This is a genomic window from Streptomyces rimosus, from assembly GCF_008704655.1.
GTDB classification, from domain to species: domain Bacteria; phylum Actinomycetota; class Actinomycetes; order Streptomycetales; family Streptomycetaceae; genus Streptomyces; species Streptomyces rimosus.
Window position 1 is genome coordinate 6,698,468 of record NZ_CP023688.1, and the last position, 20,633, is coordinate 6,719,100.

22 protein-coding genes are annotated in these 20,633 nt (G+C 71.4%); 9 read left to right on the forward strand and 13 right to left on the reverse strand.

The window, feature by feature from the left end; all coding sequences use genetic code 11:
* Window positions 1–9 precede the first annotated feature (9 nt).
* On the reverse strand, window positions 10–897 hold the full coding sequence (locus CP984_RS29265) for a radical SAM protein (RefSeq protein WP_003981155.1): 888 nt from the start codon (window positions 895–897) through the stop codon (window positions 10–12).
* Between the two features lie 11 nt (window positions 898–908).
* Window positions 909–1,295, reverse strand: coding sequence for a hypothetical protein (locus tag CP984_RS42260; RefSeq protein ID WP_003981154.1), 387 nt, complete (start codon window positions 1,293–1,295; stop codon window positions 909–911).
* A gap of 195 nt (window positions 1,296–1,490) precedes the next feature.
* Between CP984_RS42260 and CP984_RS29275 the strand changes: the two genes are divergently transcribed.
* Window positions 1,491–2,330 carry a helix-turn-helix domain-containing protein gene (locus CP984_RS29275; RefSeq protein WP_030181055.1) on the forward strand — a complete coding sequence of 280 codons (840 nt, stop codon included), beginning with the start codon at window positions 1,491–1,493 and terminating at the stop codon, window positions 2,328–2,330.
* Entirely contained in the window at window positions 2,327–2,542 is a 216-nt protein-coding gene (locus tag CP984_RS29280) for a DUF397 domain-containing protein (RefSeq protein WP_003981152.1), read from the forward strand. Before CP984_RS29275 ends, CP984_RS29280 begins: the two co-directional genes overlap by 4 nt.
* Before the next feature lie 43 nt (window positions 2,543–2,585).
* Here the strand turns inward: CP984_RS29280 and CP984_RS29285 are convergent, their stop codons facing one another.
* The gene (locus tag CP984_RS29285; RefSeq protein WP_003981151.1) at window positions 2,586–2,849 is read right to left on the reverse strand and encodes a hypothetical protein; all 264 of its coding nucleotides are present in this window, start codon (window positions 2,847–2,849) and stop codon (window positions 2,586–2,588) included.
* Between the two features lie 150 nt (window positions 2,850–2,999).
* Here CP984_RS29285 and CP984_RS29290 point away from each other — a divergent pair, with 150 nt between their 5' ends.
* Complete coding sequence (locus CP984_RS29290; protein WP_003981150.1) at window positions 3,000–3,500, forward strand: peptidylprolyl isomerase; 501 nt, start codon at window positions 3,000–3,002, stop codon at window positions 3,498–3,500.
* Window positions 3,501–3,588: 88 nt separating this feature from the next.
* Here CP984_RS29290 and CP984_RS43055 read toward each other — a convergent pair whose 3' ends face one another.
* The 6 genes from CP984_RS43055 to CP984_RS29315 all read right to left on the reverse strand — a co-directional run bounded on the left by CP984_RS43055 (window position 3,589) and on the right by CP984_RS29315 (window position 10,392).
* On the reverse strand, window positions 3,589–3,666 hold the full coding sequence (locus CP984_RS43055; protein WP_370443954.1) for a 50S ribosomal protein bL37: 78 nt from the start codon (window positions 3,664–3,666) through the stop codon (window positions 3,589–3,591).
* Window positions 3,667–3,855: 189 nt separating this feature from the next.
* Window positions 3,856–6,018, reverse strand: a complete 2,163-nt coding sequence (locus CP984_RS29295; RefSeq protein ID WP_078575469.1) for an ArnT family glycosyltransferase — start codon at window positions 6,016–6,018, stop codon at window positions 3,856–3,858.
* 65 nt (window positions 6,019–6,083) lie between these two features.
* Entirely contained in the window at window positions 6,084–6,971 is an 888-nt protein-coding gene (locus CP984_RS29300; protein ID WP_030181059.1) for an SAM-dependent methyltransferase, read from the reverse strand.
* A gap of 428 nt (window positions 6,972–7,399) precedes the next feature.
* Complete coding sequence (locus CP984_RS29305; protein WP_003981144.1) at window positions 7,400–8,461, reverse strand: trypsin-like serine peptidase; 1,062 nt, start codon at window positions 8,459–8,461, stop codon at window positions 7,400–7,402.
* 195 nt (window positions 8,462–8,656) lie between these two features.
* Entirely contained in the window at window positions 8,657–9,433 is a 777-nt protein-coding gene (locus CP984_RS29310; RefSeq protein WP_003981143.1) for an SDR family oxidoreductase, read from the reverse strand.
* 56 nt (window positions 9,434–9,489) lie between these two features.
* Window positions 9,490–10,392 (reverse strand): DUF4429 domain-containing protein, encoded by a 903-nt coding sequence (locus tag CP984_RS29315; protein ID WP_003981142.1) that lies wholly within the window; start codon window positions 10,390–10,392, stop codon window positions 9,490–9,492.
* 270 nt (window positions 10,393–10,662) lie between these two features.
* On the opposite strand from CP984_RS29315, the gene CP984_RS29320 reads away from it, so the two are divergent.
* The 4 genes from CP984_RS29320 to CP984_RS29335 all read left to right on the forward strand — a co-directional run bounded on the left by CP984_RS29320 (window position 10,663) and on the right by CP984_RS29335 (window position 15,906).
* Window positions 10,663–12,267 carry an alkaline phosphatase D family protein gene (locus CP984_RS29320; RefSeq protein WP_030181060.1) on the forward strand — a complete coding sequence of 535 codons (1,605 nt, stop codon included), beginning with the start codon at window positions 10,663–10,665 and terminating at the stop codon, window positions 12,265–12,267.
* A 134-nt stretch (window positions 12,268–12,401) separates the two neighbouring features.
* Complete coding sequence (locus CP984_RS29325) at window positions 12,402–13,721, forward strand: multidrug effflux MFS transporter (RefSeq protein WP_003981140.1); 1,320 nt, start codon at window positions 12,402–12,404, stop codon at window positions 13,719–13,721.
* A 56-nt stretch (window positions 13,722–13,777) separates the two neighbouring features.
* Entirely contained in the window at window positions 13,778–14,875 is a 1,098-nt protein-coding gene (locus tag CP984_RS29330) for a serine hydrolase domain-containing protein (RefSeq protein ID WP_030312100.1), read from the forward strand.
* Window positions 14,876–14,931: 56 nt separating this feature from the next.
* The gene (locus CP984_RS29335; protein ID WP_003981138.1) at window positions 14,932–15,906 is read left to right on the forward strand and encodes a small ribosomal subunit Rsm22 family protein; all 975 of its coding nucleotides are present in this window, start codon (window positions 14,932–14,934) and stop codon (window positions 15,904–15,906) included.
* A gap of 15 nt (window positions 15,907–15,921) precedes the next feature.
* Here the strand turns inward: CP984_RS29335 and ddaH are convergent, their stop codons facing one another.
* Complete coding sequence (ddaH, locus tag CP984_RS29340; protein ID WP_226048715.1) at window positions 15,922–16,758, reverse strand: dimethylargininase; 837 nt, start codon at window positions 16,756–16,758, stop codon at window positions 15,922–15,924.
* A 106-nt stretch (window positions 16,759–16,864) separates the two neighbouring features.
* Window positions 16,865–17,053: a DUF6243 family protein gene (locus CP984_RS29345; protein ID WP_003981136.1), complete on the reverse strand. Its 189-nt coding sequence runs from the start codon at window positions 17,051–17,053 to the stop codon at window positions 16,865–16,867.
* Window positions 17,054–17,186: 133 nt separating this feature from the next.
* Here CP984_RS29345 and CP984_RS29350 point away from each other — a divergent pair, with 133 nt between their 5' ends.
* Window positions 17,187–17,783: a TetR/AcrR family transcriptional regulator gene (locus CP984_RS29350; RefSeq protein ID WP_003981135.1), complete on the forward strand. Its 597-nt coding sequence runs from the start codon at window positions 17,187–17,189 to the stop codon at window positions 17,781–17,783.
* 228 nt (window positions 17,784–18,011) lie between these two features.
* Window positions 18,012–18,755: a bifunctional DNA primase/polymerase gene (locus CP984_RS29355; protein WP_003981134.1), complete on the forward strand. Its 744-nt coding sequence runs from the start codon at window positions 18,012–18,014 to the stop codon at window positions 18,753–18,755.
* Between the two features lie 27 nt (window positions 18,756–18,782).
* On the opposite strand, the gene CP984_RS29360 is transcribed toward CP984_RS29355, so the two are convergent.
* Window positions 18,783–19,682 carry a hypothetical protein gene (locus CP984_RS29360; RefSeq protein ID WP_030181067.1) on the reverse strand — a complete coding sequence of 300 codons (900 nt, stop codon included), beginning with the start codon at window positions 19,680–19,682 and terminating at the stop codon, window positions 18,783–18,785.
* A complete protein-coding gene (gene efeU, locus CP984_RS29365; protein ID WP_003981132.1) occupies window positions 19,633–20,631 on the reverse strand; it encodes an iron uptake transporter permease EfeU in 999 nt (332 codons plus the stop codon). Before efeU ends, CP984_RS29360 begins: the two co-directional genes overlap by 50 nt.
* Window positions 20,632–20,633: the final 2 nt, after the last annotated feature.

Sequence of the window (20,633 nt, forward strand, 5' to 3'; positions counted from 1 at the left end):
TCAACTCCCTCAGTCCGTGGGATCGCAGGCTTCGTTCGAGGGGTCGCAGCCCTCGGAGTCGTTGGGCTGGCAGACACCGCATACGCCGCATACTGCTCCCTTCCTGCGCGGAAGGGGGATGCGCTCCACCAAGCGGTCCCACTCCGTGCTCCACAGGAGTTCGGCCAGGGGCCGTTCGCGGACGTTGCCCACGGGGAAGTCGCGGGAGAGTACACAGCCGGCGAGGTCCCCGTTGGGCAGGACGGCGGCCCGGCCGTGCGTGCAATGGCCGCACAGCTCACCCAGGGACGGAGCTTGGCCCGGCAGCATGGCCCGGCCGACGGCGCGCACCCGGTCCACCTTGATCCGGCGAACGCCCATGGCCTCCAGTTCGGCGCGGCCCTCGGCCACGCGCTGGCCGGGCAGCACCTCCACCATGCCGACGCGCAGCTCAATGCCCCGCTCAAGGGCCCTGCGGATGTTGGCGCGGGTGCGCAGGTAGCTGCCGGAGCGGCCGGTGACGCGGTCGTGTTCGTCGGCGCGGTCGCTGTAGTAGCTCGTCCCCAACGTCACGCCCTCCCGCTGGAAGAGCGGCCACCAGGGGTCGCGCACACGGTAGAGATTGCTGTAGATCTCCACTTCGCGTCCGAGGGACAGGGCGAGTTCGACGAATTCCGCCCAGTGGGGGTGTACGGTCGGCTCGCCACCGATGATCTGCACTTTGGAGATGCCGAGCGAGGCGGCGTCGATGATGACCGAGCGCCAGTCGGCCTCCGTCATCATGCCGTGATCCGCCCCAGGGCTCGATTCGGTCAGGCAGTGCGTACAGGTGAGCTGGCACTTTCCAGTGATCTCCAGCTCCAGCATGTCCAGCCCTTTCCCGGGACCGGTGACGGGGTTTTCCGCAACGGCGACCATGGGCCTTCCCTTCACGATACCTGTGGGGGCTTGGTGCAGACGTTGACCGGCTCTTCCGTGCGCTTCACGAACTTCTTGTGCTCGTACTCGTCCGCGTGGGCGCGAATCCACACGTCCAGGTACATGGCGGTGTCCCAGACGTTCGAGCGGGCGCCGCACTCCGTACCGTCGATTTCGGTGACGCACTCGGCGACGTGTTTCCGGATGCCGGTGATCTGGATTTCTTTGCGCGTGGGCACAGGGGCGGGAGTCGTCATGGCCCGGCCTTCGGTTCGGGGGATGGGGAGGGCGGCGTCATTGCCGCCACCGGTGCGCAAATGGAGAACACCGTCGTGTCCGGATGCGCGCATGAGCCGGGTGAGGATTTCCCGGCCGGGGCTGGGGTTGAAGTCGGTCACTTGTGATCACCGTTCGTGGGGGGAACGTCCGAATGCGATCAAGCCGTGCAGGATCAGCGTCACTGTGGAGCAGTGGGAGTGAACGGGTGTGCATCCGGGGCAGATTCGTACCTCTCCGTGGTCGTTCCGCCACCGGAGAAGACCAGGCTGGCCTACAGTCGCCCTGTCTTCAACGTTCCAGAAACGGAGGGCACATTGGCAAACGTCAAGGCCCTGAACCCCGAAGCAAGCCCGGAAGCGGCGTTCGGTGCGCGTTTGCGCAGCGCGCGGGAGGCGCACGAATGGAAGCAAGATGAGCTGGCCGAGCGGGTGGGCTACTCGGGCAGGCACATTTCGGCGGTCGAAACGGGCCGCAAACCGCCAACTCTGCGGTTTTCGCGTGCTCTAGACGCCTGCCTTGGGCTCGCGGGAACCGCAGAGTCGTTCGAGCGCGCTTGGGCGGAGATCCGGAACGGCAGCTTGCTGGAGGGCTTCCCGGAGTACCTGGGGAAGGAAGCCCGCGCGGCGGAGATCCGGCTGTTCGAAGTAGGGGTGATCCCCGGATTGCTCCAGACGCCGGAGTACGCGAGAGTCATCGAGGACGGCAATGTGCGGCGTGGCACGCTCAGTCCCGAACAGGCCCGTGAGCGAGTCGAGTTCCTGGTGCAACGACAGGCGTCCCTGGTGCGGCGCGTTGCTCCCATGGTGATCGTGGTCCTGGACGAGAGCTGCATCCGGCGGCCGATCGGCAAGCCCGCCGTCATGGACGCCCAGTTGGCCCGGCTGGTCGAGTTCGCCGACCAGCCGAACACCACTCTCCAGGTAGCCCCCTACGCCATAGGCGAGCGTCGCCCGTTCAACCGCCTGGTCAATCTGCTGACCCTGTCCGACCGCTCCGTGGTTTCCTACGTCGAGTCCGAGACGCACGGCCGTTTGGACAGGGAACTCACGTCCGTGCTGCCTCTGGTAAGGGCCTACCATCAGCTACAGACCGAAGCGCTTTCGCAGGCAGACTCAGTAGCCATGATCCAGCAGGTACGAAAGGGCACCTCGTGACGAACGACCCCCACACCCTCATCTGGTTCAAGTCCTCCTACAGCGGCAATGGCGGCTCCTGTGTCGAGTGGGCCCCCACACAGGCCGCAGCCACCGGCATAGTTCCCGTCCGCGATTCCAAGGACCCGAACGGTCCCGTCCTCTCCGTCCCCTCCCGCTCGTTCGCGGAGTTCATCGCGGGCGTCCAGGGCGGCGCGTTCTCCGCCAGGTGATGTGGCGCCATCGCACCATCCAGTCCTGAGCCCCACCGCTCCCTCACTGGGGCGGCGGGGCTTCGCTCGCGCCGCGACCTTCCAGGCGCGGCCCGTACTCGTCCATCAGCTCCACCAGCGGACCCAGCCGGTCGAGCTCCACGAGGAGATCCCCGGCCGCGGCGTGTGCCGCCTCGATGGCGCGGGCGCCTTCCTGGGCGTTCTCCTCGCCGAGTTCCCGGATTCGGGCTTCGCGGACCGGGGACAGCGGTTCGTCGGATTCGGTCTCCAGCCGGCGGTACCAGAGCTCCCAGAGCCGTTCGGTCATGCCGCATTGTCTGCCGGGTGGGCGGGAGATCGCCATGGGTGCGGCGAGGGCGTCTCGTGGGCCCGGCCGGGCGGGGGGAGAGGGGCGGCGTCGATCAGGAACGTTGACCGGCTGCACAGGACGGGGCCGGGAAGTGGAAGGATGGCTTCCATGAGTTCCAACGTATTTTTCGATATCACGATCGACGGCGCCTCCGCGGGGCGCATCGTTTTCAAGCTGTACGACGACGTCGTGCCCAAGACCGCTCGCAACTTCCGTGAGCTGGCCACCGGCGAGCACGGCTTCGGTTACGCGGGGTCGCCGTTCCACCGGGTCATCCCGGAGTTCATGCTCCAGGGTGGTGACTTCACCCGCCGTAACGGCACCGGTGGCAAGAGCATCTACGGTGACCGCTTCCCGGACGAGAACTTCGAGCTGAAGCACGACCGCCCGTTCCTGCTGTCGATGGCGAACGCCGGCCGCAACACCAACGGCTCGCAGTTCTTCATCACGACGGTCGAGACCCCGTGGCTGGACGGCGCGCACGTCGTCTTCGGCGAGGTTGTCGAGGGGACCGAGCTGGTCAAGCGGATCGAGGGGCTGGGCTCCCGTTCCGGTGCCACCTCCGCGAAGATCGAGGTGGCGTCCTCGGGCGTGGTGGAGGCCGCGTAACGGGTCCGTGGCGTAGACGGGCGAAGGCCCCCGGGACGGTGTCCCGGGGGCCTTCCCGTGCGCTCGCAGGTCCGGCGGGCGGGGCCGCTCAGGACTGCGGACGGCTGCCGTGGTTGGCACCGTTCTTACGGCGTGCCTTCTTCTTACGGCGTCGCTTCGACGACATGGCGTCTCCTCTCCGCAGGGGGCTTTGCTCCCCATTTCTACCATTTCATCCCGGCGTCCTGCTCCGTGGTCCCGGGGCCGGATACCCGTCTCACGGATCACCACACGCCTCGTGAGACACATCACGGAGAACGAGGGGGAGGGAGGGGAGGGCACGGGAGGAGGGATGGATGAGGGGCGGAGAGGGGCGTCAGGGGGTGGTTCCGGCGGTGGGGGAGCAGCGGTAGAGGGGTTCGGGGAGGGACGGGTCGGCGGGGGATGCCGCGTACGCCTTCGGGTCGATCTTGACGCAGGCCGAGCGGACCCAGGCGTTGATCTTCGCGGTCTCGGAGGCGGGGGCCCCGCCGGTGGCCACGGAGGGGTTGAGCAGAGCGAAGCGCAGTTGGCCCGAGGCGACGAGGTGCCGGTACTCGGCGAGCGTGACCGATGTGGCCATCCCGGCGAAGCCGCCGAGCGGCAGGATCGGCAGCCCGGTGTGGGTGATCGCCCGGGAGCGCGCCCAGCCGCCGTCGGCGGAGAGGGTGTACGTGGCGTCGCCGTTGTGCCGCCGGACGTAGTCGAGCAGGCGCTTCTGTCCGGCGGTCAGCGGTGCCTGCGACATGTCGTACGAGGCGCCGCCCGCCCCGCCGTACACCGCGCTGCCCGGCGCACCGCCGCCGGCGCTCTGGCCGCCGGGCCCCGCGTGCGCCTCGAACGACGAGCCCCCGTACCGCTGGTCCAGTACGGACAGTGACCAGGCCGCAGGGGCGGCGAACATCGCGAGGCAGGCGGCGGTCAGGCTGGTCACGGCGAGCGGTCGCAGGCGGCGGCCGGTGGCGCGGCCGTACGACAGGAGGCCCGGAACGGCGACGAGCGTTGCCACGGCGATGAGCGGGATCAGCCAGGGGGCGAAATCCGGGTGAGCGGAGGCGATCAAGGACGTCCAGGCGGCTTCGGCCAGGAGGGTCAGGGGCAGGAGCAGGCGCGCGGGGCGGTTGCCGGCGGTGCGGTGGACGCGCCACAGGGTCACCGCTCCCGCAGCGGCGAGGGCCGCCAGGGCGGGGGCCAGCCCGGCCACGTACGCGGTGTGCGGGATGTCCACCACGCTCAGCACGACCGCCGTGGTCAGCAACCAGGTGCCCCACATCAGATAGCCGCCGCGCAGCCGGTCCGTACGGGGGCGCCTGCCGCGCAGCACCAGGCCGTGGACGAGGCCGAGCACGGCGAGGGGGTAGAGCCAGCCGATCTGAGGGGTGAAGCGGGAGGTGAGCAGCTTGTACCAGGTGTTCTTCTCGCTGCCGAGGCTGACCATTTTGCGGGCGTGGGGGGTGGATGGGGGTGCGGTGCTCTTGGTGGCGGGGCCGTGGGGGGTGCTGGGGACCGGGCCTGTACGAGTAGCAGGCCCGCCCGGACCCCCGGGCCCGCTCTCCGCCGGCCGGCTGAAGCCGTTGTACTCGAAGACCATCGACCAGGCGCTGTTGTTCGTCGAGCCGTCCGCGTACGGGCGTACGTCCTTCGGCGTGAACGTCATCAGCAGCACCCACGAGAAGGACACCGCGAACAGCACCACCCCCGAGGTCAGCAGATGGCCGATGCGGGTGCGCAGTGTGACGGGGGCGGTGACGAAGTAGCCGATGGCGAGGGCGGGGACGATGAGCCAGCCCTGCATCATCTTCGCCTGGAAGGCCAGCCCGACCCATACGCCCGCCCACACCAGCGAGCGCAACCGCGCGCCGCCGACCGCGACCTGGTACCGGTCGACGGCCAGCAGCAGGCACATGAACAGGGCTGCGTCGGGGATCGCGTGGCCGAACATGGAGGCGGTCACGGGGGTGAGGGTCAGCAGTCCGGCCGCCAGGAGACCGGCCGCCGCGCCCTGCCAGCGCCGTACGACGCGGTACATGACCAGGACCGATACGACGCCCTCGATGCACTGCGGCAGCGTCAGCGCCCAGTCGTGGAAGCCGAGGACGCGGGCCGAGAGGGCCTGCGGCCACAGGAAGCCGCCGATTTTGTCGAGGGTGATCGTCGCCGTCGGGTCGTACGCCGTGAACAGGAAGGCTTTCCAGCTCTCGGTCATGCTGCGGGCGGCGACCGAGTAGTACGGGGCCAGGCCGCTGCTGGTGATGTTCCACGCGTACAGCAGTCCGGCCAGCGCGGCCACGCCGAGCAACGCGGGCCGCGCCCAGGGCGGTTGGTCCTCGGGCGAGCGCCAGAACTCGTGACGGCGGCGCGGTCGTCGGCCCCCGGCGGCACGTAACGGCGCGTGCCGGGTGGGGAACGGGAGCGTTCCGGCGCCGGGCGGGGCGGGGGAGGCGGGGGAGACGCGAGAGGCGGAGAAAATGGGCAGGCTGAAGGGCGGTTTGGCGGCCATAGGGGGAAGTCAGCTCTCGGATCGGTGCGGGGGAGACGAGCGAAAGAGGGAACGCCGGGAACGGGTCAGTTCTCGGGGTTGCCGAGCAGCAGCAGGTAATAGTCCATGTGCTTCTGGCAGAACGTGCGGAACGGCTCCATCAGTGGATCGGTGTGGTCGGTGGCCTCTTTTCCGAAACGCTGCTGTATGGCGTCCCGCTGTTCTTTGTAAAGGACGGCCATCAGTTCGCCGCACAGTGCGACGTTCGACGTCATGTTCTGTACGCGCACGACCCGCAGCCCGGATTCCTCGATCTCGCCGAGCAGCGTCGCGAAGGTGGTGGGCGGCGGGGAGGCCCACAGCCGGGTGAAGGCGTCCACCTCCTCTTTGCCGGGCGTGCCGCGCCGGGCGAATTCGGTCAGCAGCAGGTGGCCGCCGGGGCGCAGGACGCGCCGGGCCTCGCGCAGGCCGGCGGGCCGGTCCGACAGGTGCGGGAAGCAGTCGATCGACCAGGCCGCGTCGAAGGAGTCGTCCGCGAAGCCGAGCCGCATCGCGTCGCCGTACGCGAAGTCCACCCGCCCGGCCAGTCCCGAGGTGCTCAGCCGCTCCTCGCAGCGGGCGAGCTGGGTCTTGCTGACGGTGATGCCGGTGACCCGGCCGCCGGTGCGCTGCGCCAGCCGGATCGCCGGGCCGCCGGTGCCGCAGCCGATGTCGAGCAGGCGGGCGTCGTGCGGGAGGCCGCCGCCGGTCAGCACGTCGGCGAGGAATTCGGTCTGCCGGTCCTGGGCGAGGTCGGACAGCTGGAGGAGGGAGGTGACGGGGGTGCGCTCGCCGTGCGGTACGAACATGCCGACGTGCAGGGCGCTGCCGCCGAGCACCATGGCGAGCAGATCGCCGTACCGGTCGTACATGGCGCCGACTTCTTCGGGAGCCGGCGCGGGGGCGCGGCTCGTGCCGTTGTCAGCCACTGTCATGGAAGTCCCCTCGGCGACGGATGGTCGGACAAGGAATCAGAAGGACGCAAGCACCCGGTGTGCACCGAGTGCACTTCTGCTCCCTGGACGCTAGCACCGGAAAGGACGGAGTGGGCGTCTTCCATTCCGCAAGGAAAGGAACCGGACAGGTAATTCAAGATCGGTGGGAGCGAGGCCCGTTCGCACCATGCTGATCGGTGGGGCGGCGCTGATGAGTTTCCCATGAGAAGAGCATGAAAAGGGTGAGAAGAAAGCCCGGGGTATATCGCGCTCTGCATAATGTGTGCGTCAATGGTCGAGCCGTCCCCGGAAACGAGAGTTCCCGGGGAACAACCCCCGTGTGCGGTGCCTGCCGTCCGGAGGGCGGGGCGACGGCCCGGTCCTCCGGACGGCGTGTGCGCGCCGCGGCCCGGGAGGGCGTGGGCGGATCAGCTCGACTGCGCCTCGTTGTAGAGGTTTTCGGCGTCGTCACCGAAGTACGGCCCGAACATCGTGTTGGGCAGGAAGGTGTAGCCGAAGCTGTTCACCGAGGACTGCAGGCCCGCGCCGGTGGCCTCGTCGAACTGGGTGAACCAGGGACCGCCGCTGGAGCCGCCGGTCATGTTGCAGGACATGCCGTGGTCCTTGGAGAACAGCGGGTCCTTGATGGTGTTGCCGCTGCAGTAGATCAGCTTGCTGCCGTCGTACGGCGCGGCGGCCGGATAGCCGAAGGCGTACATCGGCTTGTTGTAGCCGGTGTTGAAGGCCAGTCCCTGGCCGCCGACGGCGTCGGTCAGCCGCTGTCCGCCGACCGGGGCGACGACCGCGGCGCCCACGTCGTAGTTGATGTCCTCGCTCGCCGTCCACTGCGGTGTGGAGAGGGTCTTGGACGCGGCCCATTTGCCGTACGGGGCCTGGCCGTCGTGGTAGCCGGGCACGAAGACCCAGTCGGTGTGCCAGGCGCCGTTCAGCTTCACACAGTGCCCGGCGGTGATCACCGTGCTCTTGTTCGCGCTGGTGACGGCGTTGCCGGAGCAGGAGGCGGTACGGCCCTGGTAGGTGAAGAACACACGCCCCGCGGTGTTCGTCACGGCGCCGCCGCCGGTCCACGGGCCGCCCGCCTGCGGGAAGGACTTGGGCGCGTGCGCGGCCGCGCCGGTGCCGGGGAGGGTGGGGCGTACGGTGCGCTCGGGGCCGCGTCGTACGGACGGGGACGCGGTGTCCGCCGCCTTGCCGGAGCGCCGCGCCGACGCCTTGGTCCCGGCGGACAGCAGGTCGAGCGGGGTGGCCTCGCGCATCCGCTCGGCCGTCCAGAAGTCGGCGGCGGCGGACGGGGAGGACACCGGCCGCGAGCCGGTCGCGGCGGCCGCGCCGGACGTACCGACCGCCCCGGCCGGGCCGGTCTGCAGAGCCGAGACGAGCAGGGCGCCGGCGGCGGTCAGGGCACCGGCGACGGCACGGGACGCGCCGCGCCGACGGGCGCCGGGGGAGGTGCTGACGATTCGTCTCACGCGTGACTCCTTCTGCGGGGCCGCGTGGCGAACCGCGCGGCCGTCGACTACAGGCCGCGGGTTCCGCGGCCCGGCAGATGAGCGGTGCGGATGGACGTGCGTCAGGAAGAGTCCCACCGGACGCGCCGTCTGTCAGGAGCGCGTCGCGGGGAAGTCCGGAAGGCGGCCGGTGGCCGGCAGGTTGTCCGGTGTCCCTCAGCCGCGGCCGATGTACGGCATGGCCGTCGCCATCACCGTCGCGAACTGCACGTTCGCCGCCGGCGGCAGCTGCGCCATGTGCAGCACGGTACGGGCCACGTCCGCCACGTCCATCACCGGTTCGACCGCCGTGGTGCCGTTGGCCTGGAGGATGCCGGTCTGCATCCGGCCCGTCATCTCGGTGGCCGCGTTGCCGATGTCGAGTTGCCCGCAGGCGATGTCGTACGGGCGCCCGTCCAGGGACAGCGACTTGGTCAGGCCGGTCATCGCGTGCTTCGTGGCGGTGTACGCGATGGAGTGCGGGCGCGGCGCGTGCGCGGACACCGAACCGTTGTTGATGATGCGGCCACCGCGCGGGCGCTGCTCCTTCATGGTGCGGAAGGCGGCCTGGGCGCAGAGGAACGCGCCGGTGAGGTTGGTGTCGACGACCGTGGTCCAGTCCGCGTACGACAGTTCGTCGAGCGGCACCGGCGGGCCGAACGTACCGGCGTTGTTGAAGAGCAGGTCCAGCCGCCCGAAGCGGTCGCGTACGGCGGCGAACAGGGCGTCCACCTGGTCGGGGCGGGTCACGTCGGCCGGTACGCACAGGGTGGCCGCGCCGGGCGCCGCCTGGCGGGCCGTCTCCTGGAGGGCTTCGGCGCGCCGTCCGGCGAGCGCCACGGACCAGCCGGCCCCGGCGAGGGCCAGCGCGACGGCGCGGCCGATGCCGGAACCGGCGCCGGTGATCAGGGCGGTCGGGGCGGGGGCGGCGCCTGGGGTGTCGGGTGTCGTCATGGCGGCAGGGTAGGGCGTGGTGCGTACGGCTCACCCTGCCCCTGCGGCCGTACGGCTCAGCCCATCCCCTGAAACCCTCTGAGCACCGCCGCCTTGGCCGTCGCGAACTCCTCGGCGGTCAGGATGCCGTCCTTGTGGAGTTCGCCCAGTTCCCGCAGGCGCCGCAGGAGGACATCGGCGTCCTCCCTGCCGCTGCCGCCGCCCGTACCGGCCGCCTTTTCCAGAACAGGAGTCACATCCGGCGCCGCGCTCCCACCCGACGGATGCGGCAGCCGCACCGCCACCGCCGCCGCGAGCAGCGCCGTCTGCCCGCTCTCCTTCTTGAAGCCCCACAGTTCGATGGCGTTCGGGTCGTGCTCCGGCTTGGCCTTCGGTGCCTCTCCCTTGGGGCGGAAGCGCAGATAGCCGGATTCCAGGCCGACGGCGGGCCGCCACTCCACGCTCTCCAGATCGGCGAGGGAGTAGGTGCGGGCGCCCGCCTGCTTCTTGCTCTCGCTGGTGTTCCAGCGCCATTCGACGCGCACCGTTTCCCCGTCGAAGGTCGCCGTCCCGTCCACGCCCGCGGCGGACAGCGGCACGGCGGGCCCCGGCAGCAGGTAGCGGTCGGCGGGCCCGGTGTCCACCTGGTCGAGCAGCAGGGCCTGGCGCACCTCGTCGGCGAAGTACTCCGCGACGCCGGTGCGGTCCGGGTCCACGGCGACCTGGTACGGGCTGGCGTCGTCCGGCAGGCCGCCGCCCGTGACGTACAGCAGCGGGTCGGCGCCGTCCCGCAGTCGCAGGCGCAACCGGCCGCCCTTGCGCCCCGGTTCGTACGCGACGCCCGCCAGGGCCGTGAGCGGTACGCAGATCTCGCCGAGGTCCTGCCGCAGCCGGTGCACGCCGCGCTCCCGGCCCGGCACGATCCGCACCTGCTCGCCGTCGAAGGACCACGTGCCGTCGCGTCCCATCAGTTCAGCCATGCCCCGAATCCTACGGAGCGGCCGGGCGGGCGGCGGACGGCCGGGCTCGTACGGTTCCGCAGCGCTTTGTCCGGCGGCGTCCGAACCGGGCGCAGAGATCACCGGTTTGTCATGTGTGCGTCGAGCGTGCGACAGCGGTACGCCGTCCTCCGCCCCTCCAATCGCTGGTGACAACACCGGTCCAGGGAGGGGCAGATGGCCCGTCAAGGTCAGTACGAGCAGGACGCGCGGCCCGCACAGGGGCCCCAGGGCGCACCGCACGGCCAGGAGATGCGGGACGCCGCCGCACAGCTCGCCCGGCGCCGCTTCCTCACCGGCACCGGGGCCGCCGCCGCGCTGGCCTTCGCGGCCAATCTGCCGGGCACCGGCGTCGCGTACGCCGCGGCCGAGGCCGACGCCCGCAAGATCACCGAGAACCCCTTCACGCTCGGTGTGGCCTCCGGCGACCCGCTGCCCGGTTCCGTCGTGCTGTGGACCCGGCTCGCCCCGAAGCCGTACGAGCCCGGCAGCGGCATGCCCAAGGCGCGCGTCCAGGTGCGCTGGGAGGTCGCGTACGACGAGCGCTTCACGCGCCTGGCCGGGCGCGGGAAGGCCGACGCACACCCGGAGTTCAACCACGCGGTCCACATCGAGGCCACCGGACTGGCGCCGGACCGCGTCTACTACTACCGCTTCCGGGCCGGCAACTGGATCAGCCCCGTCGGCCGCACCCGCACCGCCCCCGCGCGCGGCGCGAAGAACAACGAGCTGCGGCTGGGCGTCGTCTCCTGCCAGGCGTACCACGACGGCTACTACACGGCCCACCGGCACCTGGCCAAGGAGGACCTGGATGTGGTCTTCCACCTCGGCGACTACCTGTACGAGTACCCGGTGGACGCCGTGGGCGGCGCCCGCAAGTACACCGACCGCAAGCTGCCCGCGCGCTTCAACCGCGAGACGGTGACGTTGGAGGACTACCGGCTGCGGTACGCGCTCTACAAGTCCGACCCCGACCTCCAGGCCGCGCACGCCGCGCACCCGTTCATCGTCACCTGGGACGACCACGAGGTCGAGAACAACTACGCCGACGACATCAGCGAGAACAACGACCCCAAGGGCGAGTTCCTGCTGCGCCGGGCCGCCGCCTACCGCGCGTACTGGGAGAACCAGCCGCTGCGCCGCCCGCAGCAGCCGCACGGCCCGGACGCCCAGCTCTACCGGCGCGTCCACTTCGGGCAGCTGGCCCAGTTCGACGTGCTGGACACCCGCCAGTACCGCTCCGACCAGGCGTACGGCGACGGCTGGCGCACCCCGGGCCCCGAGTCCACCGACCCCAGGCGCACCCTGACCGGCGCAAAGCAGGAGCGCTGGCTGATCGACGGCTGGCGGTCGTCCTCCGCGCTGTGGAACGTGCTGTCGCAGCAGGTCACCTTCTCCGAGCGCCGCAACGCCACCGGCCCCGGCTACAAGCTCAGCATGGACTCCTGGGACGGCTACCCGGCCTCCCGCGAGCGGGTGCTGAAGGGCGCGGAGGCGGCGGGCGTGGACAACCTGGTCGTGCTGACCGGCGACGTGCACGTGCACTACGCGTTCGATGTGAAGCGGGACTTCAAGAACGAGAAGTCGCGCACCGTGGGCGTGGAGTTCGTGACCACCTCGATCGCGAGCGGCGAGGACGGCGCGGACAAGCCCGCCAACTGGGGCACCTATATGGCCGCCAACCCGCACATGAAGTTCTACAACGGCCGCCGCGGCTATGTGACCGTCACGCTGGACCGGGAGAAGGCGCGGGCCGACTTCCGGACGGTGTCGGCGGTGACGAAGCCGGGGGCGCCGGTGGTCACGGCGGGGTCGTTCGTGTCCGAGGCCGGCGACCCGGGGCTGAAGCCGGCCTGATTCCCGTACGGCAGGGGGCCCGCGTCCGGTCGTAGGACCGTGGCCCCCCGTCCAAGGTCCTGGCCGAAAGGGCGCCGGAAGACGTTCCGTGCATGACACCATGGTCAAGCCATCAATCATCCATGGAGACACTCATGACGGACCCCGGTACCGGAACGACGGACACCCAGGACAGCGTTCCGATAGCCGAGCGGGACGTGGCGGCGCCGCCCGCCGCGTCCCGCCGCACCAGCCTGCTCGTCACCCTGATCCTCGGCGGCCTGACCGCGGTGCCGCCGCTCTCCATGGACATGTACCTCCCGGCCCTGCCGGAGGTCACCGAGGCGCTGCACAGCCCGGCCGCCACCGTCCAGCTCACCCTGACCACCTGCCTCGCGGGCATGGCCCTGGGGCAGATGGTGGTCGGGCCGATGAGCGACAAGTGGGGGCGCCGCCGCCCGCTGCTCATCGGCATGATCGTCTACATCGTCGCCACCGCGCTGTGCGCCCTGGCCACCAACGCCGAACTGCTCATCGCCTTCCGCCTCCTCCAGGGCCTGGCGGGCGCCGCCGGCATCGTCATCGCGCGGGCCGTGGTCCGCGACCTGTACGACGGCGTGGCGATGGCCCGCTTCTTCTCCACCCTGATGCTGATCTCCGGCGTCGCGCCCGTCGTGGCGCCGCTGATCGGCGGGCAGATCCTGCGGATCACCGACTGGCGCGGCGTCTTCGTCGTCCTGACCGTGGTCGGCGTGCTGCTCACGCTGCTGGTCTGGCGCCGTCTGCACGAGACGCTGCCGCCCGCGAAGCGGCACTCCGGCGGCCTCGGCGAGGCCCTGCACACCATGCGCTCCCTCCTCGCCGACCGGTCCTTCTCCGGCTACCTGATCGTCGGCGCGTTCGCCTTCGCCGCGCTGTTCGCGTACATCTCCGCCTCCCCGTTCGTGATCCAGGAGATCTACGGCGCCTCCCCGCAGACCTTCAGCCTGCTGTTCGGCGTCAACTCCGTCGGCCTGGTCCTGGTCGGCCAGATCAACGGCAAGGTGCTGGTCGGCCGGGTCAGCCTGGACGTGGTGCTGGGCATCGGCCTGGGGCTGATCACGGCCGCCGCCACGGCGCTGCTGCTGATGGCCGGCGGCGTCTTCGGCGAGGTCGGGCTGTGGCCGATGGCCGCCGGGCTGTTCGTCCTGATGTCCGCGATGGGCCTGGTCATGCCGTCGGCCAACACCAAGGCGCTGCTGCGCTCCGGCCACGCGGCGGGCTCCGCCTCCGCGCTGCTGGGCACCTCCACCTTCCTCCTGGGCTCCGTCGCCTCGCCGCTCGTCGGCATCGCGGGCGAGCACACCGCCGTACCGATGGCCGTCGTGCAGCTCTCCTGCGGCGTACTGGCGCTGCTGAGCTTCCTGGGAATGTGCCGCCCGTGGCAGCGTAGGGAGGAGACCGCCACCGGGACCGGCGAGAGGACCAAGCTCTGAACGCGACCGGACTGCGCCCCGGCACCCCCGCCCGCGCCGGGCTCAACCCCGCGTGGATGCACCGCCTCGTGCAGGGGGTACGGGAGGCGACCGAGGGGCCCGCGCCCTGGTGCGCGGGCGCGGTGGTGCTCGCCGGGCGCGGCCCGGTGGTCGCCGCCGAGGAGGCGGCGGGCTGGGCGCTGCGCTACGCCGGCTACGACCCGGAGCGCGACCGGGGCGTGGAGCTGCCCCGCGACCGCTGGGAGCCGATGCGCGTCGGCACCGTCTTCGACCTGGCCTCGCTGACCAAGCTGTACACCGCGATCGTGGCCGTGCAGCAGGCCGAGCGGGGCCGCCTGGACCTGGACGCGGAGGCGCGCCGGTGGCTGCCGGGCTTCGCCGCCGGGATCACCGTACGGAGCCTGCTCACCCACACCTCGGGCCTGCGCCCGGAACTGCCCTTCTACGAGCGGCGCGGGCGCGCGGCCCAGCTGGCCCTGCTGTGGGAGGAGGCCGCCGCGCCCGCCGCGCCGCCCGGCGGCCCGTACCGCTACTCCGACCTCAACCTCATCGCCCTCCAGCTGATCCTGGAACGGCTCACCGGGCAGCCGCTGGACGCCCTGGTGGCCGAGGGCATCACCGGCCCGCTGGGCATGACCAGCACGTCGTACGGGCCGCTGGCCCCGGCGGGTGTCGCCGCGACCGAGGACCAGCGGCGGCCGTGGGCCAAGGCGGACCGCGGCATGGTGCGCGGCGCGGTGCACGACGAGAACGCGTGGGCGCTGGGCGGCGTCGCCGGGCACGCGGGGCTGTTCTCCACGGCGCAGGACCTGGCCGTGCTGTGCCGGACGCTGCTGAACGGGGGCGCGTACGGCACGGCCCGCATCCTCGGCGCGGAGTCGGTGGCGCTGCTGCTGGACCCGCCGGGGCTCGGCTTCGGCGTGGACCAGCCGTGGTTCATGGGCGAGCTGGCGGGGCGCGGCGCGGCCGGGCACACCGGGTTCACCGGGACGAGCCTGGTGCTGGACCGGGCGACCGACACGTTCCTGGTGCTGCTGGCCAACACGGTGCACCCGCGGCGGCGCGAGGCGGGCAGCGCGCCGCGGGCGGCGGCCGCGACCCGGCTGGCGCGGGCGGTACGGGCGGGCGGACGCATGCCGGGAGCCTGCGCATAAGGGACCGGCCGGACGCTACGGCACGGCTGTCACACCCGCCCCGTAAAATTGCCGGAATGCACGACGAACTGCGCGCCGCACTGGCCGGCCTGCTCGACGGCCTGCCGCCCACGCAGGCCGCGCGGGCCGTCGACCGGCTGATCGCCAACTACCGCGGCCGGACCCCGACCGACGCCCCGGTGCTCCGGGACCGCGCCGACGTCGCCGCGTACGCCGCCTACCGGATGCCCGCGACCTTCGAGGCCGTATGCCACGCCCTGGACGCCTTCGCGGCGCGGCTGCCGCAGTGGTCGCCCGCCACCCATGTGGACATCGGCGGCGGCACCGGCGCCGCGAGCTGGGCGGTCGCGGCCACCTGGTCCGGTCACCGCACGACCGTCTACGACTGGGCCGAACCGGCCCTGGACCTGGGCCGCGAGCTGGCCGCCGGCGTGCTGCCGGAGACCGACTGGCAGCGCCGCGTCATCGGCGCGGGCATGGCCGTCCCCGAGGGCACGGACCTGGTCACCGTCTCCTACGTACTCGGCGAGCTGCGCCCGGAGGACCGCCGGGCCGTCGTCGCCGCGGCGGCCGGCGCACAGGCCGCCGTACTGATCGAACCCGGCACCCCGGACGGCTATCTGCGCATCCGCGAGGCGCGCGAACAGCTCACGGAGGCGGGGCTGCGGATCGTCGCGCCGTGCCCGCACAGCGGCGCGTGCCCGATCGTGCCGGGCGAGGACTGGTGCCACATGTCCGCACGGGTGGCCCGCTCCTCGCTGCACCGGCAGGTCAAGGGCGGTTCGCTGCCGTACGAGGACGAGAAGTTCAGCTATGTCGCGGCGGTGCGGCCGGAGCTGGCCGACGGGTCCCCGGCCGGTGCTCCCACGGCCCGCATCGTCCGCAGACCCCAGCTCCGCAAGGGCCAGGTCCTGCTGGACCTCTGCACGGAGCAGGGCCTGCGGCGCGACACGGTCACCAAGCGCCACGGCGAGCGCTACAAGGCCGCCCGCGACGCCGAGTGGGGCGACGCCTGGGAGCCGGCCGGCTGAGGCCGAGTCTGACTCCTACGCGGGCGCGGACCGCAGCTCCTGTGTGCAGCACTTGACGCTGCCGCCGCCCTTGAGCAGCTCGGTCAGGTCCATGCCGACCGGCTCGTACCCGCGCTCCCGCAATGGCTCGAACAGCCCCACCGCGGCCTGCGGGAGCAGGACGTGCCGGCCGTCGCTGACCGCGTTCAGCCCGAACGCCTCCGCGTCGGCGCGCGAGGCGATCAGTGCGTCCGGGAACAGCCGGGCCAGCACCGCCCGGCTGCCCGCCGAGAAGGCGCCCGGGTAGTACATGACCTCCGAGTCCGTCGTGTCGTCCAGCACGCACAGCGCCGTGTCCAGGTGGTAGTAGCGCGGGTCGACCAGGTCCAGGCCGATCACCGGGCGGCCGAAGTACTCCTGGGCCTCGGCGTGCGAGAGCGGGCTGCTGCGGAAGCCGCGCCCGGCCAGCAGCCAGGAGGCGGTGACCGCGAAGTCGCCCTCCGCCTCGTTGACGTTCTGCGGCTCGCGGACCTCCGCGAAGCCGTGGTCCCGGAACCACGCGGCGTGTACGGCGGCCTCGCCGCGCCGCTCCTCGAAGGCGAACCGCGCGCCGAGCACCCGGCCGTCCACGACGGTGGCGCCGTTGGCCGCGAAGACCATGTCCGGCAGGTCGGGGCGGGGCCGCAGCTCCTCCACGGTGTGGCCGAGCGCGCGGTAGCGGTCGCGCAGCACCTCCCACTGGGCGAGTGCCAGCGGCAGATCGACGGGTTTGTCCGGGTCCATCCAGGGGTTGATGGAATAGCTGACCTTGAAGTGGGTCGGCGGGCACATCAGGTAGCGCCGGGGTCGGGCGCTGCGCCGGGGTGTACGCAAGGAAGGCTCCTCACGGTGGACGGGACGCGGGATGCGTACGAGACGCGTACGCGCTCAAATCGTCCACCGGGAGGAGTCGTTCCGCAGTGATCCGTTCGGGTGGTTTTCACCCCTGACGGGTTTGCCCGTCGCCGCGCTGCTCCTGGAGTTTGCGCAGCAGGGCGCGCCGCTGGGCCATCGGGTCGGTGCCGCCGACCGCACCGCCGCCGCCCCGGCCGCCGCGCAGCGCGCCACGGGAGAGCTTGCTGCGGGTGCCGCCGACGCCGAGCATGCTGCCCGCGTTTCCCTTGCTCATGGGGTCGTCTCCTTCGTCCGGTGCGTCCACTGATTGGCGAGACGTAGCGTCTCGTTCGAGAGCAAGTCTGCGACGAGACGTTGCGTCTTGTCAAGACGATACGTCTCGCCTCATCCGTCGGTAGGGTTGAGCCATGGCCAACAAGACACCGCCCGACTCCACGCGCCGCAGCGAACGCTCCCGCCGCGCCATCTACGACGCGGCCCTCGCCCTGGTCGGCGAGGTCGGCTACAACAAGCTGACGATCGAGGGCATCGCCGCCCGCGCCGGCGTCGGCAAGCAGACGATCTACCGCTGGTGGCCCTCGAAGGCCGCCGTCCTGCTGGACGCCTTCACCCAGGACGTCGAGGGGTACGAGGCCGGGATGCCGGACACCGGCGATCTCGCCGCCGACCTCAAGTTCGTCCTGCGGGCCTCCGTCGACGAGTTCGCCGACGAGAAGTGGCAGGCCCCCTATCGCGCGCTCGCGGTGGCCGGCGCGAACGACGCGGAGCTGTCGGCGCGGTTCGTCGAACGGCTGCTGGAGCCCGGAATCCAGGTCTACGTGAAGCGGATGCGGGCCGCCCAGGAGAGGGGCGAGATCGGGGCGGACGTGGACGTGCGGGTGGCGACCGAAATGGTGCTGGGCCCCTTCACACAGCGCTGGCTGATGCGGACCGGCGAGCTGACGTACGCGTACGTGGACACGCTGGTCGACCTGGCCCTCGCCGGGCTGCGGCCCCGCGCCTGACACGGCGGCCTCGCACGCCGCGCGCGGGAGTCCGGCACACCCGGGTGAGCGGCGGGGGTATCGCGGGGGGAGTGGAAGGTAAAGGAAGAAGAACGAATGGGGGTGGATAACGGACGTAATGCTGGCATTTGCCCGTTCTTCGGCCACCCCGGATCGGTACTCCGGTCACCCGAGGAGGAGGATGGTGGCAGCATTGATCCCAGACCACCGCTCGAAGTGAGGGGATAGATGGAACGCAAGAGCAGGTTCTCCCAGTGGCTTCGCCGGCCGAGGAGCGGTTCGGACGGCGGCGATACGGACACGGGATCGGCGGCGCGCAGCCGCGAGGACCTGCTGCTGGCGGTCGCCGACGCCGGTTTCCCACTGGCCCCGGCCGCCCACCCCTCCGGCTACGGCTGTTCCTGTGAGCGCATCGGCTGTCCCACGCCCGGCCGGCACCCCGTCTCCTTCGGCTGGCAGACCGTCGCCAGCACCGACCGGGAGAAGGTCGCCGGCTGGGCGCGCGCGTATCCGCAGGCCAACTTCATCACCGCCACCGGCATCGCCCACGACGTGCTGGACGTCCCCGCCGAGGCGGGCCGCAGCGCGCTGGAGCGCCTGGAGGCGGCCGGTGTCGAGGTCGGCCCGGTCGCGCTGAGCGGCGCGGCGTACGGCGAGGGCCGGATGTTGTTCTTCACCGCCACCCGCGGCACCCCGGACGACGAGGACGAGTGGTGGCCCTGCGAGCTGGACTGCCATCCGGAGACCATGGACGAGCATCCGGGCCTGCGCTGGCACTGCCGCGGCAGCTACGTCCTCCTGCCGCCCTCCCGGCTCCCCGGAGACCAGCCGGCGGTGTCCTGGCTGCGCGGCCCCGAGCGGCCGGTGCCCGACCCGCTGACCCTGCTGGCATCGCTCACCGACGCCTGCGCGGAGTACGCAGACCAGCACGACCACGACCATGAAGCGGCCGCCTGGCCCATCGGCCGCTGATCCGGCGGCACCGCCGGGTGCCGCCCGCTACAGCGACTTGGCGGACGTCTTCGCCTCCAGCCGGTGGAGGAAGGCGACCTTCTCCGCGGTGCCCGCGGCCGGGACCTTCACCACCTGTTCCGACAGGGTCGTGAAGGTCATCCGGTTGGACGACTTCGCCGGGCCGTCCATGATCCCCTTTATCTCCGGGGGGATATTGATCCGCGCGCCCTCGGAGACGGTCTTCTGCTGGTGGTAGTACGTCGAGAAGAAGACCAGCGCCCCGCCGTCCTTGGTGCGCAGCGCGACCGGCGCGTAATCGGACGGCTGGTCCTCGTACTGGATACGCGCACCCGGCTGCCGGCCCTGCTGCTCGCGCAGCTTCCGCCACTGGTCGGTGGCCGGCCCGGGCGCGAAGACTTCGCCCTTGCCGGTGTTCAGGTACGCCGCGTACGCCTTGCCCAGCTCGCCCGGCGCGACCTTCAGCCCGGAGTCCTTGGCGTCGGCCGGCACCACCTCGGCGTAGCCGTCCGGGTCCGTCTTGAACTGCGGGATCTGGTTGTCGCTCAGCGCCGAGAGGTAGCTCGCCTTCCACTTGGCGCCCATCGCGTCACGGGTGAACACCAGGAACCACCGCGTGTTGTTGCGGTTGCTGACCGCGTCCGCGAGGAACACCTTCGGCCAGCCCGCCTGCCGGGGCACGGTGAAGTGCGGGCTGGTCAGCGTCAGCGGCGGGAACTTGGGGTTGCCCTGCGGGCTGACCGCGTGCCCCGCCTTGGTGAGCGCCTGGTCGACGGCGAGCAGCGACTCCGTCTCGTACGTCGGGTTCACCTTCGGGTCCAGCTTGCTGTTGGACGCGTTGAACCCGTCGGTGAACTGCTTGAGAGCCGTGGCGGCCTCAGCCTTCGACACCGCCGGCAGCATCTCCCGTTCGCCGTGCACGGTCATGCACCCGCTCAGCGTCAGCAGCGCCGCGCTCGCGGCGGTCAGCGTCACGGGCACCCGGAACGGCGACCTGCGTGTCATGGGGCTCGGGCTCCTTCGGGGCGACCGGGGCCGGGGCGGCCTGGGCGGCCGCCGGGGTGGCACGATTCGGCGCAACCCTACCGGGGGCGAGGAACAGGGCCAGCGTGGGGACCAGATACAGCGCCCACACCGTGACCTGGAGGACGGTCGGGTCGGGCTGGAAGTTGAAGACGCCCTTGAGCAGCGTGCCGTACCAGCTGTCCGCCTCGTAGGCGTCGCCCAGATCGAACGCCTTCGTGGACAGGCCCGGCAGCAGCCCCGCTTCCTGGAGGTCGTGGCAGCCGTACGCCAGCACGCCCGCGGCGACCACCACGAGCATCCCGCCGGTCCAGGTGAAGAACTTCGCCAGGTTGATGCGCACGGCGCCGCGGTAGAACAGCCACCCCAGGGCCACCGCCGTCAGCAGCCCCAGCAGGGCGCCGGCCAGCGGGCGCCAGCCGTCGTCCGCGCTGCTCGCCGCCGCCCAGATGAACAGGGCCGTCTCCAGGCCCTCGCGCCCCACCGCCAGGAAGGCGGTGACCACCAGCGCCGTCGTGCCCATCGCGAGCGCCGCGTCCAGCCTGCTGTGCAGTTCCTTCTTCAGGTGCCGCGCGGTCCGCCGCATCCAGAAGACCATCCACGTCACCAGGCCCACCGCGATGATCGACAGCGAGCCGCCGAGCGCCTCCTGGGCCTCGAACGTCAGGGTCTGCGAGCCGAACTGGAGCGCGGCACCGAACACCAGCGACAGCAGGACGGCGCTGCCCACGCCGAGCCACACCGGCCGCAGCGCCTCCCGCCGGCCGGTTTTGACCAGATAGGCGATCAGGATGCAGACGACGAGGCTGGCTTCCAGGCCCTCGCGCAGGCCGATCAAGTAGTTGCCGAACACAG

Coding starts and splice junctions, on each gene's coding strand:
- CP984_RS29265 (WP_003981155.1), bottom strand. CDS start 897: ATGGTCGCCGTTGCGGAAAACCCCGTCACCGGTCCCGGGAAAGGGCTG.
- CP984_RS29285 (WP_003981151.1), bottom strand. CDS start 2,849: ATGACCGAACGGCTCTGGGAGCTCTGGTACCGCCGGCTGGAGACCGAA.
- CP984_RS29290 (WP_003981150.1), top strand. CDS start 3,000: ATGAGTTCCAACGTATTTTTCGATATCACGATCGACGGCGCCTCCGCG.
- CP984_RS43055 (WP_370443954.1), bottom strand. CDS start 3,666: ATGTCGTCGAAGCGACGCCGTAAGAAGAAGGCACGCCGTAAGAACGGT.
- CP984_RS29295 (WP_078575469.1), bottom strand. CDS start 6,018: ATGGCCGCCAAACCGCCCTTCAGCCTGCCCATTTTCTCCGCCTCTCGC.
- CP984_RS29300 (WP_030181059.1), bottom strand. CDS start 6,971: ATGACAGTGGCTGACAACGGCACGAGCCGCGCCCCCGCGCCGGCTCCC.
- CP984_RS29310 (WP_003981143.1), bottom strand. CDS start 9,433: ATGACGACACCCGACACCCCAGGCGCCGCCCCCGCCCCGACCGCCCTG.
- CP984_RS29315 (WP_003981142.1), bottom strand. CDS start 10,392: ATGGCTGAACTGATGGGACGCGACGGCACGTGGTCCTTCGACGGCGAG.
- CP984_RS29320 (WP_030181060.1), top strand. CDS start 10,663: ATGCGGGACGCCGCCGCACAGCTCGCCCGGCGCCGCTTCCTCACCGGC.
- CP984_RS29325 (WP_003981140.1), top strand. CDS start 12,402: ATGACGGACCCCGGTACCGGAACGACGGACACCCAGGACAGCGTTCCG.
- CP984_RS29330 (WP_030312100.1), top strand. CDS start 13,778: ATGCACCGCCTCGTGCAGGGGGTACGGGAGGCGACCGAGGGGCCCGCG.
- CP984_RS29335 (WP_003981138.1), top strand. CDS start 14,932: ATGCACGACGAACTGCGCGCCGCACTGGCCGGCCTGCTCGACGGCCTG.
- CP984_RS29345 (WP_003981136.1), bottom strand. CDS start 17,053: ATGAGCAAGGGAAACGCGGGCAGCATGCTCGGCGTCGGCGGCACCCGC.
- CP984_RS29350 (WP_003981135.1), top strand. CDS start 17,187: ATGGCCAACAAGACACCGCCCGACTCCACGCGCCGCAGCGAACGCTCC.
- CP984_RS29355 (WP_003981134.1), top strand. CDS start 18,012: ATGGAACGCAAGAGCAGGTTCTCCCAGTGGCTTCGCCGGCCGAGGAGC.
- CP984_RS29360 (WP_030181067.1), bottom strand. CDS start 19,682: ATGACCGTGCACGGCGAACGGGAGATGCTGCCGGCGGTGTCGAAGGCT.